This window comes from Vulcanisaeta sp. JCM 16159, from assembly GCF_001316265.1.
Lineage (GTDB): Archaea > Thermoproteota > Thermoprotei > Thermoproteales > Thermocladiaceae > Vulcanisaeta.
The window spans coordinates 38,234-51,112 of the sequence record NZ_BBDN01000013.1 but is presented as its reverse complement, the minus strand read 5'-3'; the positions used below and the strand labels follow the sequence as shown (position 1 = coordinate 51,112).

Annotated in this window: 15 protein-coding genes and 4 pseudogenes; 7 read left to right on the top strand and 12 right to left on the bottom strand. The window is 45.5% G+C overall.

Features of this window, described 5'->3' with window-relative positions; translation table 11 throughout:
* Positions 1-25 precede the first annotated feature (25 nt).
* The 7 genes and pseudogenes from JCM16159_RS11665 to JCM16159_RS19545 all read right to left on the bottom strand — a co-directional run bounded on the left by JCM16159_RS11665 (position 26) and on the right by JCM16159_RS19545 (position 6,299).
* Positions 26-1,861, bottom strand: a pseudogene (locus tag JCM16159_RS11665) (aldehyde ferredoxin oxidoreductase family protein).
* A gap of 78 nt (positions 1,862-1,939) precedes the next feature.
* Positions 1,940-2,701: an ABC transporter ATP-binding protein gene (locus JCM16159_RS11660; protein ID WP_054857930.1), complete on the bottom strand. Its 762-nt coding sequence runs from the start codon at positions 2,699-2,701 to the stop codon at positions 1,940-1,942.
* Positions 2,694-3,695, bottom strand: coding sequence for an iron ABC transporter permease (locus JCM16159_RS11655; RefSeq protein WP_054857929.1), 1,002 nt, complete (start codon positions 3,693-3,695; stop codon positions 2,694-2,696). The genes JCM16159_RS11660 and JCM16159_RS11655 overlap by 8 nt, the downstream gene beginning before the upstream one ends.
* Positions 3,692-4,117, bottom strand: coding sequence for an ABC transporter substrate-binding protein (locus JCM16159_RS19560; protein ID WP_367834501.1), 426 nt, complete (start codon positions 4,115-4,117; stop codon positions 3,692-3,694). The genes JCM16159_RS11655 and JCM16159_RS19560 overlap by 4 nt, the downstream gene beginning before the upstream one ends.
* 29 nt (positions 4,118-4,146) lie before the next feature.
* Complete coding sequence (locus JCM16159_RS19555; RefSeq protein WP_054857927.1) at positions 4,147-4,773, bottom strand: ABC transporter substrate-binding protein; 627 nt, start codon at positions 4,771-4,773, stop codon at positions 4,147-4,149.
* A gap of 70 nt (positions 4,774-4,843) precedes the next feature.
* On the bottom strand, positions 4,844-5,449 hold the full coding sequence (locus JCM16159_RS19550; protein WP_367834495.1) for a gamma-glutamyltransferase: 606 nt from the start codon (positions 5,447-5,449) through the stop codon (positions 4,844-4,846).
* A pseudogene (locus tag JCM16159_RS19545) lies at positions 5,377-6,299 on the bottom strand (gamma-glutamyltransferase). The gene JCM16159_RS19550 and the pseudogene JCM16159_RS19545 overlap by 73 nt, the downstream one beginning before the upstream one ends.
* 368 nt (positions 6,300-6,667) lie before the next feature.
* Here JCM16159_RS19545 and JCM16159_RS17660 point away from each other — a divergent pair.
* From JCM16159_RS17660 to JCM16159_RS11630, 3 genes and pseudogenes are all read left to right on the top strand, one after another.
* Positions 6,668-7,009 carry a hypothetical protein gene (locus JCM16159_RS17660; protein ID WP_243666801.1) on the top strand — a complete coding sequence of 114 codons (342 nt, stop codon included), beginning with the start codon at positions 6,668-6,670 and terminating at the stop codon, positions 7,007-7,009.
* 29 nt (positions 7,010-7,038) lie between these two features.
* Positions 7,039-7,425 (top strand): hypothetical protein, encoded by a 387-nt coding sequence (locus JCM16159_RS17655; protein WP_243666800.1) that lies wholly within the window; start codon positions 7,039-7,041, stop codon positions 7,423-7,425.
* A 39-nt stretch (positions 7,426-7,464) separates the two neighbouring features.
* A pseudogene (locus JCM16159_RS11630) lies at positions 7,465-8,816 on the top strand (FAD-dependent oxidoreductase).
* Between the two features lie 124 nt (positions 8,817-8,940).
* Here JCM16159_RS11630 and JCM16159_RS11625 read toward each other — a convergent pair.
* From JCM16159_RS11625 to JCM16159_RS19535, 5 genes are all read right to left on the bottom strand, one after another.
* A complete protein-coding gene (locus JCM16159_RS11625; RefSeq protein WP_243666799.1) occupies positions 8,941-9,288 on the bottom strand; it encodes a hypothetical protein in 348 nt (115 codons plus the stop codon).
* A 179-nt stretch (positions 9,289-9,467) separates the two neighbouring features.
* Positions 9,468-10,181 carry a GTPase gene (locus JCM16159_RS17650; protein ID WP_243666798.1) on the bottom strand — a complete coding sequence of 238 codons (714 nt, stop codon included), beginning with the start codon at positions 10,179-10,181 and terminating at the stop codon, positions 9,468-9,470.
* Entirely contained in the window at positions 10,178-10,534 is a 357-nt protein-coding gene (locus JCM16159_RS17645; RefSeq protein ID WP_243666797.1) for a hypothetical protein, read from the bottom strand. Before JCM16159_RS17645 ends, JCM16159_RS17650 begins: the two co-directional genes overlap by 4 nt.
* 58 nt (positions 10,535-10,592) lie before the next feature.
* The gene (locus JCM16159_RS19540; protein ID WP_367834494.1) at positions 10,593-10,856 is read right to left on the bottom strand and encodes a multiprotein-bridging factor 1 family protein; all 264 of its coding nucleotides are present in this window, start codon (positions 10,854-10,856) and stop codon (positions 10,593-10,595) included.
* Complete coding sequence (locus JCM16159_RS19535) at positions 10,853-11,137, bottom strand: hypothetical protein (RefSeq protein ID WP_367834493.1); 285 nt, start codon at positions 11,135-11,137, stop codon at positions 10,853-10,855. The genes JCM16159_RS19540 and JCM16159_RS19535 overlap by 4 nt, the downstream gene beginning before the upstream one ends.
* 75 nt (positions 11,138-11,212) lie before the next feature.
* On the opposite strand from JCM16159_RS19535, the gene rpl18a reads away from it, so the two are divergent.
* From rpl18a to ftsY, 4 genes and pseudogenes are all read left to right on the top strand, one after another.
* On the top strand, positions 11,213-11,461 hold the full coding sequence (gene rpl18a / locus JCM16159_RS11610; protein ID WP_054857950.1) for a 50S ribosomal protein L18Ae: 249 nt from the start codon (positions 11,213-11,215) through the stop codon (positions 11,459-11,461).
* Positions 11,458-11,727, top strand: coding sequence for a hypothetical protein (locus JCM16159_RS17640; RefSeq protein WP_243666796.1), 270 nt, complete (start codon positions 11,458-11,460; stop codon positions 11,725-11,727). The genes rpl18a and JCM16159_RS17640 overlap by 4 nt, the downstream gene beginning before the upstream one ends.
* Entirely contained in the window at positions 11,724-11,924 is a 201-nt protein-coding gene (locus tag JCM16159_RS17635) for a hypothetical protein (RefSeq protein WP_243666795.1), read from the top strand. The genes JCM16159_RS17640 and JCM16159_RS17635 overlap by 4 nt, the downstream gene beginning before the upstream one ends.
* A 12-nt stretch (positions 11,925-11,936) precedes the next feature.
* A pseudogene (gene ftsY / locus JCM16159_RS11600) lies at positions 11,937-12,838 on the top strand (signal recognition particle-docking protein FtsY).
* Positions 12,839-12,879 lie beyond the last annotated feature (41 nt).

Genomic DNA, 12,879 nt, shown 5'->3' with positions numbered 1-12,879 from the left:
ATATAAACTTAATTCGTTATTAAATTCAATTAAGATTAACCCTAGACTCGAGCTGTGGAATAACGAAATCAAGCCCTAAATGCCTCAAGGTATCCTTCCTCGGTATGCCCCTCTCATCCCAACCCCTCAATTCGTAATACCAACTAAGCATTTTCTGGTAGCCATCATAATCAAGCTTAGCACCCTTAAGCGGCCCCTTACTTAACGGTCTCTTAAACCACTTGGCAGGCGGTGTATCGTAAGCCTATCCCAATGACCATACTCCCTAATCCAAAACGCCCTAATCAGCGTATAAATCCTATTATTTATTGTACTTAGTACCTCCATGTTCATGTCCATGCCCGTGGCAGCCTTGAATAGGCGGAAGTACCAATCAATCTCAAGCCCAACCTCAACCCATGGGAACCTACACGTAACTATAGTCTCGAACAAACCACCCTAATGTTCTGCATCTCCACAAGCTTCTCAACCTTCTCCCTGGTATAGTCAAACCTACCCCTCTGAACCTCCCAGGATATTAACCAAGCATCCTTATGATGAGCGCCAATGGGGCTTGTGGAGAATGCGAGCGCCATTCCAGGCGCTGCGTGACAGTCATAGGCACTTATCTCGAGGCCCTTAACATGCATTGCGAATTCCGTGGCCTCGGGCCCCAACTCCATCGACGCAGCCTTAACACCCTTACCAAGTAACCTACCTAGTTCCGTCCTTTGCAGCGCTATGTCCATGGCGACCTCAGCAGCCCTCTTATAATCACCCCACTCAATCTTATCCTTAAGAAGACCCTTTTCCGATGCCTCCATTGCGAAGCCCAATGTGGAGCCTAGGCTTATTGTGTCCATGCCCATCATGTCCGCGATCCTATTGAGGTAGGCCACCTTCGTTAAGTCACCAATACCGAGGTTACTACCAAGCATTGCAATATTCTCATAATCAAGCTCCGCAAGTTCGCCCTCAGTGTCCTTAACCACGTGACCACATGCCATGACGCACTGCGGACAAGACCTCGTCACGACCTTACTCCTCTCAACCGCAAAGCCACCTATTTTCTCGTACTCATCGAATTGACCCTCAGTATAATTATACGTAGGCAACACACTGGCCTCCTGGGCCCACTCCACAGTTGATGTGGTGCCTTGCCTCATCCAGAATGGGTAATTAGGCTTGGACTTCGTAGCCACTATGGCATCAACACCCATCTTCCTAAGTGCTGGATCTGCGACCTTAACATCGCCATGACCCCTCATAACCACTGCCTTCAGGTTCTTGCTACCCATAACCGCCCCTATGCCGGGCCTACCACCACTACGACCCTTCTGTGCAACGATGGTTGCAAACCTCACGAGCCTCTCACCGGCAGGCCCTATTAATACCATGCCAACGTCGCTACCATGGATTCTCTTCAACCTATCCTCTGTGGTGAAGGAGTCAAGACCCCATAAATCCTCCGCACTATTAAAATCAACTCTAAATTCATCGCCCTTATTCTCGATGTACAAGTACGTGGCTCCTCTGCCTTACCCTCGATTATTATCATGTCAAGGCCTGCCCTCCTCATATGAATGGCCAGCCATGAACCAATATTACCATCACCATAACCGCCAGTTAATGGGCTCTTGGCAGCCACGAGCAACTTGCCGCTGTTGGGTATTGGCAATGCCGTTAATGGGCCGACAGCTAATATTAACTTATTCAATGGACTTAGTGGGTCAGCGCCAGGTGGTAGTTCGTCCCATAAAGTCTTTATCGCGAAACCCCTACCACCAATGTAATTCTGGGCGAGTGATGAATTGAGTGATTGAACAACGAATTTCCTCTTGGATAGATCAATCCTTAATACATGTCCACCCCATCCAAACATAACGGCGAATACCTATCGATGCATTAAATAAATTTTTCTCAGTATCCAAAAATAAAGTAAATATAACTAATGAGAAGGTTATTTTATGAACTCATCACGAACATAAATAAGCCTATGCCCATCCACGTCAAAAACCTCCACATCAACACCATACAACTCACTTAAAACCTTACCATTAATTATATCCTCTGGAACACCCATCGCCATAACCTCACCATCCTTCAACGCCACAACCCAATCACTGGCCAACGCCAGGTCAATGTCATGACCGGCGGCTATCACCGTAACCCCCCTATCATTAACGATCCTTCTCAACGTATGGATAACCCTATACTTATTACCGAGGTCTAGGTTTGACGTTGGTTCATCCATCAATAGTAATGGGGCCTTCGAAGCCAACGCCCTCGCTATCAAAACAAGTCTCTTCTGGCCGGTACTCAATTCATCAAACCTTCTATTCGCAATATCGTCTATACCCAGGTACTTAAGTGCGGCAATTGCTTCACCCTTACTTACCCAGCCACCGCCATTTCGTGAACTCATAACCACATCGAGGACTGTTAACGCCATTTGCGAGTAAATCTCGGCCGGCGAGTATGATACGTATCTCGGCAAGTCCCTAATCGATACCTCACTAATGTTCTTACCATCAATGTAGATATAACCGCCAAAGAGACTTGCATACTTTATTATGGCCCTAAGTAACGTGGTTTTTCCAGACCCATTGGGCCCGAGTATCGTTGTTAGGCTTGACGTTGGTATATTAAGCGCGATATCCCTAATGATTGGCTCCTCATAGCCGATCCTGGCATTCACAAATCTAACCACGTAATTACCCATTGCGACCACCCCTGAGCAACACTAACAATACTGGAACACCAAAGAGACTTGTTATTGCCGTTATAGGCATAACAACTCCGGGAACCAACACCTTGCTGGCAACATTTGCATAGAGCATTATTGTGGAACCTGAAATGACCGATAGTGGTATGACCCTTGAATTGTCGGAGCTCGATATTAGTAATCGAGTTATGTGAGGGGTCATGAGACCCACGAAGCCTATGATGCCCGTGAAAGATACAGTCACCGCGGTTAATAACCCAACTAAGGCAATTAGTAGGTTTCGGAATGCCCTAGGACTCACACCACCGGCCTGAGCCACCTCATCACTCATCATTAGTAAATTAATCTCGTGACTACTCATGACTATGTACACCAGGATCGGTAAACTCACGCTAAGCATAACGATGTCCTCACCCCAATTAACACCGCTCACAGTGCCGAACAATAAGTAAACAATTGCTGGTAATGTTGGGATTATGGTTAGTAAGTACGTGTCTAGTATCATCACGATTGATGAGAATAGTATTGAAACGGCAATACCCGCCAGGATGAGGGATAGCCAATACCCTCTGCCGAAAATCACCACAATTGATGTGGCGAGTAGGGCACCTAGGAATGATAGTATTGGCATGAGTATAATTGGTGAGAGGGGGGAGGCCCTGAATAGTGCGTATGTTAATAAGCCCAGCAACGCCCCAAATAACGCCCCAGATGCCGTACCAGTCACGTAGGGTTCTGCAAGTGGGTTTCTAAACACGGCCTGCATGACGGCGCCAGCAACAGCCAAGTTACTACCAACTACTAAACATGCAAGTACCTCTGGTAGCCTAATATCCATCATTATAATTCTGTAGGCATTTGTTGGATCAAATAACGCCTTTATTGGAATCGTAACTTCACCAATAATGAGGTTCAGGACAATGCCTATTAGTAATAATGGAATAAAGATCCAAAGGAATTTAATGATGAAGTCCTTTACCGTTGTAATCACCCATTGCCCAATGCAATGTTTAGGTTGGGCTTAACATATTGATTAACCCACTGGGCACTTATATAGTGCGGTATGGCCGTTGAATTAAGGCCGAATGCGCCTGGGTGAAGTATCATGGCGAGCAATAGAGCCCCATAAACAGAGAGTGGTCCAGGCTCCTCGATGAGGCTCTCCGCGAAATCACCAAGTACGTATATGTGGCCCTCCCTGACCGCATCCGTACTGTTTATTCCAGGTATTGAGAGTATTGCCTGGAGAGTTGCCGTGTAGTTACCCATGAAGTCATCAGCAATTATATAGTCAGGGTTAACCGTGAGTAATTGGCTTGGGCTTACCGTGGGGTACATGCCGTTGAATGGATCGTAACCACCGGCTAGATTAATGTAGTAACCAACAAATGAGGAATTACCCGCGACATAGATTGGGTTGTACCACGATATGTAGGCTACGGTTACCCTGGCTCATTTGAGACCTTACCCTCTACGTAATTGATGACGGCATTCATGTGACTTATTACCTCCTCGCCCTTACCTGGAACACCGAGTGCCTTAGCCATTAGCATTATGTCACTTTCTATGTCGGTCACGTTTGTATTGCTCGTACCGCCTATGAATATCACGGTAATGTTAGCCGCGCTTAACGTACCAACGCTCTGCACAAGCTGTGGCTGGAAACCAGCGTCTGCGCAGAGTAGTGATGGGTGTGCGGTTATTATTGGTTCTATCGGTGGTGACCCATATATTGAATTAATAGTGGTGACATTACTCGGTACTGTGACGTTTAGGTATTTAAGCAATTGCTCGGAATAAGTGTCAATTAGAACAACCCTATCACCAAAGCCCAATGCGTATATTATTTGTGTGCAGTCAGGGCTTACAGTGCCTATGGTGCTTGGTTGTGAGTATATCGTGATGTTACGGCCCAAGTAATCAACCACCGTTATTGGATAATTAACGCCAGCACCATGCATGCTCTGCCTTGATGTTTGGGCTTGAGTTACATAGTATAAGGCTATGATTACCACGGCGATTATTACGACTATTCCCACAACCAATGCCTTCGAAATACCCCTCGACATACGATAATAGGATAAGCATCCTATTTATAAGTACTTCCCGCCACATACATTTGCAGTCATAAACATGAGGTTATTGACCGAGGGCCAGCCCATCCCCGCGTATATCGGCGTAGAGCAGTTTCCTACCATTATTGAGAAACGCGGCTATGCTTGCCACGCCTGTTCGCCCAGGGTACCTAATTACTTGGTGCGGCTCTGTTAAGCCCGTTACTTCGTAACCCTCCTCAATGATTAATGACTTTCTGTCCCACAGGAACCTGGGCGCATCGATTGCTTCCACGGGGCTTAATCCGTAGTCAACAATGTTCGTTATGAATAAAGTGTGTTGCTGCGGTCTGAAGTGGGCCCCAGAGGTTCCAAGTGCATACTTTGGTTCTCCATCCTTAGTGATTATTACAGTACTTAATGTATGAAGCGGCCTCTTCCTTGGCATTAATGCGTTCGGACCATCCATTGAGAAATCTGACGCCCTATCATTGAGTGTAATCCCATACTTAGGCTCGGTAACTAATGAACCAAAGTGCTGGTATAGGCTTTGGATGGCACTTACAATATTGCCCTCCCTATCCACGACCACGAAGTATGTCGTATCGCCGGAGCCACTTAATTGCTTACTAACCCTGGACCTATACGTGGACTCCAGGAATTCCGGGTCAAGGAGTTTGTTGATTGGCACGTCAACGAACCTTGGGTCGCCAATGTACGAGTCCCTAAACTCATAGGCAATCCTATAAATGCCAGGTAAGTCTCAATCCTACTACGCGACCACGTATTGGCACTAACATTCAACTTCTCCAGAAGCCTTAATATCATCAACGTGGTTATGCCCTGGGTATTGGGCGGTGACTCGTAGATGGTTAAGCCCTTATAATCAATACTCAGTGGATCACGCCACTCAGGTTCATACTCCATTAAATCACTCATTTCCATAACACCACCAACGGACTGCACGTAATTCACGAGAGCCTCACCGATCTCCCTCTGTAAAGTATGTCGGGTCCGTGTTCCATTATTAATTCGAAGGTCTTAACCAACGGCTCAATCCTAACCACATACCAGGGCCTGGCATCTATTGGGTATACTGACTTGAAGTAATTATTATTAACAATGTCACTCTTAAGTGATTCTATGGCCTTAACGAAGCTTGGACTTGCTGGGAAACCCTTCCTCGCAGTCTCAACGACCGGTCTTACTAAGGACCTCCACTCATCGGTTCCAAATCGCCTCCACATTGCATGAAGCCCTGCTAATAATCCAGGAACCACAGGTGATAGCGGACCTCTTATTGGTACTGCATTCAACCCCCTTTGCATTAATAACTCCCTACTTAGTCTCCGCGGTGCCCACCCACTCGCATTTAAGAAGTAAACCCTCCCCTCCCTGGCGATGTAAATCATTGCGAAGAAGTCACCACCAAGGCCGCCCAGGTGTGGTTGCGTAAGGGCCAGCGCAAGTGATGTTGTTATTGCAGCATCAACGGCATTACCACCTAGGTTAAGAACATCAAGACCCAACCTACTGGCCACGGGGTGTTCCGAGGCGACGCCACCCAATTCTGTGATCCAGGGAGCTTAACACCACTGAGTATTGGCAAGGGCACGTGGTAGACGCATCACTTGGAAATTTTATAGTATTGCGCAGAAGGATAGCCAATGCACTAAGAAGAATCATTTAAATTACGGATAATAAAATTAATACTGCATCAGTGATAATTAACATGTTGACTAACTTATCATGGAACTATGTTGGAAAGCTTCATAATGATTTCCTAAACAACTTAAAATCCATAAATACACTGGTATTCTTACTTAATAGACAACGCATTAAATTAAGAATCGCATTATCCACCCTCGACCTAATCCTAAATTTATTGGGCTCCGTTAATCCTGACTTCATGCCCCATGGTGAGGAGTACGCCTTAATTACTAGAGATACCGTGGAATCACTCATGAGGGATTATGACGTTAATAAGTACGTGACCATAGAGAGTATGAGGGGGCATGGACATACATACATAGTAACCATTAAGGCAAGCCCGACATTGCTCATTAAGTTAATGATCACATGTGGCAGTGATTGTGAGTACTACGTTGATGATGAGATAAGCATAGCAAGGAGTAATGCGGATACGTACTTTCAATTAATACTAAAGGCGTCAACGATAATGAGTAAGGTATTCGAGACCGACATGCCAAGATATTACTTACCCATAATCCGACCATTTACGGGAAGATAATACCCATTAATAGGAACGAGGTAATCGCATTGTCGATCTGGGACCTACTTAGGTTAAATGATGTTATCTCTAGGGGAGACCTCACGTTAAACGATATAAGTAATGTAGTTGATACCTTCGTTCATGAATTCCTCCATTACATACTTGATAGGAAGTACCTCGTTTCATCAACGTTTATAAAGATGATGAAAAGAATACCAAGCGTTATCGATGATGGTGTTATTCATGAATTAATAGCGTGGACATTAACACCCCACGTGAGTAAATACGTGGCTGAGTGCATCAAGTATGGAAGTGCGAGTGAGTTGGGTGGCACTGAATTAGCGATTCAATACCCCATCAGAAGGAGGCATGCATTGGCCGCTAGGAAGATAATTAATGAGTTATTAATGAGACTCAATGGCGATTGTGGCTAATGGAAAAACTAATTAAGTCGTAGTAGTTCTGGAGGCTATATGGGCAAACGTGTTGTAATAGTCGGTGGCGGCGCCGCCGGCGCATCGGCAGCAGCTAGGGCTAGGAGACTAGACCCGGAGGCAGAGATAGTGATGCTTGATAAGGGCCTATTCATAAGCCATGCACCTTGTGGAATACCTTATTACATAGGTGGTGTTGTTAAGGAGGCTCAGGACCTAGCGATATATACCCCAGAGGAGTTCGCTAAGGAGAGAAGAATAACCGTTAAAATAAACGCTGAAGTATTTGATGTGGACACTAAGAACCAGGTCGTGTATGCCAGGGAGGGCAATGAAACAGTTAAGTATCAATGGGACGTACTCATAATAGCCACTGGCGCAAAACCAATAACACTTCCTGTGGAGGGCCACGACCTAAATGGCATATTGACACTTAGCTTCCACATGAGGCGCCAAAATTAAGGGAGGAAGTCGAGAAGGCGAGCACAGTTGCCGTGGTTGGTGGTGGCTACATAGGCCTTGAGGTCGCCGAGGCGCTTAGGAACCTCGGTAAGAGGGTGCTCCTATTTGAGATGATGCCTCACGTACTACCAACGACTTTTGATGAGGACATGGCTAAGCTAATACATGATGAACTCATTAAGAATGGTGTTGAGCTACACCTGAATGAGAAGGTTGTTGGCTTCAGGGGTGTTAATGGCCATGTGAATAAGGTCATTACGGAGAAGGGCGAGTACAATATTGATAAGGTGGTTATGGGTGTTGGCGTTAAGCCGGACGTGGATCTCGCAGTTAAGGCCGGCGCGAGACTCGGCGAGACCGGGGCTGTCTGGGTTAATGAGTACATGGAGACTTCTGTGCCGAATGTTTATGCGGCTGGTGATGTGGCTGAGACCTGGAGCTTAATCACTGGGAAGAGGATGTACGTTGCATTGGCACCGCCGGCTAATAAGATGGGGCAGGTGGCTGGTGCGAATGCGGTTAAGGGTAGGTTCCTAAAATTCCCAGGTGTGTTAGGTACTGCCGTGACTAAGGTGTTTAGTCTCTACGTGGCTAGGACTGGGCTCACGGAGAGGCAGGCAAGGGAGGAGGGGTTCAAGCCTGTATCTACCACGATTAAGGCTAGAACCACGGCTCATTACTACCCAGGTGGTGTTCAAGTTAATATTAAGATGATCATTGACGAATCAAGCGGTAGGGTTCTTGGAGTTCAGGTAATAGGTCCTGACAAAATAATTGCTGGTTATATCGACGTGGCAGCCGCATTGATAGGGAAGGGCGCCACCATTGATGACTTCTTCTTCGCTGATCTATCATATTCACCACCAACAGCGCCAATTTGGCATCCGCTAATCACGGCAGCTAGGGTATTATCCAAAGGCAAGTATTAATTCGATAGTGTGATTAAAATGAGCGTATCATTAAATTAATTTATCGTATTATTCCTTTTCCTCCCTACGTAAATTCTTAATGACATTTGAAAGGAATGTTATTTCCGAGGTACATCCGCCTGTACTAATTCTGTGTCATCCCTAGGCACCTAAAATCATATTCATAAGCCTCATCGAGCGTGTAGCCTCTGAAACATGTTGGGCATATATAAAGCGTGGTTGTGCCTAGCGCGTTTATCCTATGCATTAACTTTGATGAAACATTGTTGATATGCTGCACGAGGAATTTCCTGATGAAGTCCCTATTGATGAACCACTTATACTCATACCTATACTGATCTGTGGATTCGCGAATGAGGCCTACGAGGCCAGCCTTATGCATTACATGCAGTATCCTCCTAATCTCCGTGGCACTTATGCCTAGGATTAGGGCTAGGGTTTCATCAGGTACTGCCTCGCCCTTCTCAATCAACGTTCTCAGGATCTTAACGGCTAATTCGCCATATCTTCATTATCATACTCAAAGGCTATCTTCCTCCTTGCGTATTCAAGAAATAAAGACGTCTCTAGATCCTCGACCATTAATGGGTGATTAATCTATTGGGTTAAAATCCTTACTATTGCCATGTTTCCTGTCAATGATTAAAGGCTCTAACCTAGCCTTATTGCGTTTTTAAGGTCGTTAATGCCAATACCTGTCTTCGCCGATATTATCACATAATCCGGGAATTCACTTTTCACAAGACCTATTTTATCATTAATATCGACATTATCCATTAAATCAATCTTATTGAGAACAGGCAGTATCCTAGACCTGGGTATCCCTAAGTCATTAAATATCTTTATGGAGCTCATGATTTTCCTCGAGAATTCCTGGTAACCATCGCTTATATCCACCATGAATAGAACAAGATCCGCATTGAGCACCTCAGCAATGGTTGCGTAGAAGGATTCGATAAGTAATGGTGGTAAATCATCAATGAAGCCTATGGTATCGGTCAATATCGCTTTTAACCCATTGAAATCAACAAGCCTTGAGTATGTGTCCAGTGTCGCGAAGGGCTTACCATCAACGTACTTACTCTCCCCGGCCAACCTATTAAAGAGCGTGGTTTTACCGGCCGACGTATAGCCTGTGAGCGCGACCTGCGGTAGCCCGTAATCCCTCCTCTTAGTTACGAGCATCTCCCTCCTCCTCCTAATTGCACTTAACTCCCTCCTGATGTGGGCTATCCTCCTCATCATGTACCTATAGTAGGCCTCTATTGCATACTCACCACCGCCGTAGAAACCTATCTGCTCACCCATCTTGGCGAGCCTAATGAACTCCCTAACCCTTGGAATCTCGAGCCTGAGCCTCGTCAATTCAATCTGGAGCTTAGCTCCTTACTACCAGCCCTCCTCTCAAAAATTTCAAGGATCAGCAGTATCCTATCCATGACCTTAACCTTTAATCTACGTTCAAGGTTAACGTACTGAATTGGGTTTAATTGATGATACGTAATCACCACGTCAGGCCCAAGGGACCTAACGAGCGACTCAACCTCACCTAACTTACCAATGCCTAGGTAATAACGTGTGTCGGGCCTCCTCCTCTGTATGATCGTGTCAAGAACCTCATAACCGCCAGCCTCACTGAGCAATTGAAATTCCCTGATTCTATTTTCTCCAACGTTATCGGCAACAAGCAATAATGCCTTAGCCCTATTATTACCCACTATGCATTTTTGTATCCCACTCGTTATTTAAAACTATTGCCACAATATATCAGGCAGATCACTTACCCTTGCTCTTCTCGCGGAGAGTCACCACATCACCTAACGTTAATGACTTACTAACAGGTCTCTGGGTCTCCGTGCCAACATCCTCGGACTCCCTAAGTAAGCTAATACCAAGCGCCTTCTCGAGCTTCCTGGCAAGTTCAATATCCGGTATTAACTGGCCATCCTCAATCCTCCTCAATATACTCTCCTTAATACCAATCACCTTGGCCAGAACATCCCTACTCATGCCAAGGCTCTCCCTAGCCTCCCTAATCAACTCGGCATAGTTTTCAACGACCTCATACCTATCGGCATTAACCCTAGGCTTACTGACCTATACGTAACTCCCCTCCTGGATTCACGTTTAGCAACAACCATCGACTGCTGCGTCGTCTGGACTTGCGATGGACCCCTAATTACCTTAACACCCTTAACGCTGGTGTACTTACGGGCACATTTTTGGCATAGCGTTAATACTGCACCATCAATCTCCACAATGACGGGTTCACCCTCAATTGGTGCACCGCAGACGTCGCATGTCAGGACCATACCAATCACCTGACTAGTATTGGTAATTCTCCTTTAAAAACATATTGGGAAAAGATTAAATATTTCATGCCTAAATTCATCAACGTGTCGGTTAGGATTTATAGAATAGTTGGGCGTATGAGGGTTGGAATGCAGTGGCAAAGGTTTTCCCTGGAGTTGCTGGCTACAAAGCCGAGCGAGGCCGTGGAGATTGCATATAGCGAGTTAGGGAGTAGGCATAAGTTGAAGAGGAGTATGATAAAGATTGAGGAGGTCAAGGAGATAAATAAGGATGAGGTCAAACACACAGAGATACTGCAATTATTATCCATGGAGTCACTGGTTAGGTGGTGATGCTATTAATGTCCCAGCAACCACAGCGAATAGTGATAACGAGGGAGGACATTGAAAGGCTTGTGGAGGAGAGGAACTCCCTGGCCGCACTACTTGATGTTGTTAGGCAAAACCTAGCGCTGGTTGCCCAGTCATTAAATGAGTTAAGGAGCGCCAAGGACATGCTGACACTATTAAGTAAGGGCGCAGTTCAGGACACATACGCTGGGGTTGGTGGAGGAGTCTTCATTAAAGCCTCACCGACCAAGGTGAGAAGGTCCTTGTGAGTGTTGGCGCTAATTTCGTTATTGAAATGGATGTGTCATATGCCATAAATTATATCGACGAGAGGATTAAGGAGTTTGAGGAATTGAAGTCAAAACTGGATACCCAGTCAGCGGATATCGCAAAGAGGATAACGGATATTGATAACTTCCTCCTCTACATAAGCACGGCCATTAGGCAGCAACAACCTGGACAGTAAGGTGACGTTTAAATGTTTGATAAATTGAAGAATGCGTTTAAAACATTCACAAACACATTAGTTAATTCAATAACAACGACGGAGTTAAGCGAGGATAAGCTTAATGAAATTCGTGATGAATTATTCATGCAATTGGTGGAGTCCGACGTTGCCGTTGACGTTGCCGACGCAATATGCAACGCAATAATTAATTACCTGAGAGACCTAAGGGTGCCTAGGTTTGGTGATAAGGAATCAATAATTAAAAATGGAGTACTCGATGTGATGAACAAACTATTTAGTGACGTACCTGATGTGGACTTCATGAGCGAGGTCACTAAGATGCTTCAGGAAAAGAAACCCGTCGTCCTCCTATTCCTGGGCCCCAATGGTTATGGTAAAACAACAACTATTGCTAAAATAACACATCAACTAATGAAGAGAGGCTACACGGCCGTTTGGGCCGCGGCTGATACCTATAGAGCCGGCGCTATTGAGCAGTTGGAGGGTCATGCAACGAGGCTTGGTGTTAGGGTTATAAAGCATGGCTATGGTTCTGACCCAGCCGCTGTTGCCTACGATGCGATAAGTCACGCCAGGAATAGGGGTATTGACTACGTAATGATAGACACAGCCGGTAGAATGCACACAGACACTAACCTAATGAATGAGCTAAGTAAGGTACAGAGGTTAGCAGACCTGACATATCCATATTCATCGCAGATGCGTTACTGGGCAATGAGGCGCTGGACATTGCCAAGTACTATAGTAAGTACGTGAGAATTGACGGCTTGGTAGTCACTAAGGTTGATGCGTACCCGAAAGGTGGTGCCATATTGACCTTCCTTCACGAGCTCAAGAGACCCATTTATTTCCTGGGTGTTGGACAGGGATATGATGACTTAAGACCATTTAATAAGTTGGATTTTTTTTAAGCAATTGGTATTGTGATGAATGATTAGAAAATTTTATAATC

What these genes read in the sequence shown, in the direction of transcription:
- JCM16159_RS11660 (WP_054857930.1), bottom strand. Translation starts at nt 2,701, where the DNA reads ATGGGTAATTACGTGGTTAGATTTGTGAATGCCAGGATCGGCTATGAG.
- JCM16159_RS19555 (WP_054857927.1), bottom strand. Translation starts at nt 4,773, where the DNA reads ATGTCGAGGGGTATTTCGAAGGCATTGGTTGTGGGAATAGTCGTAATA.
- JCM16159_RS17660 (WP_243666801.1), top strand. Translation starts at nt 6,668, where the DNA reads ATGCCCCATGGTGAGGAGTACGCCTTAATTACTAGAGATACCGTGGAA.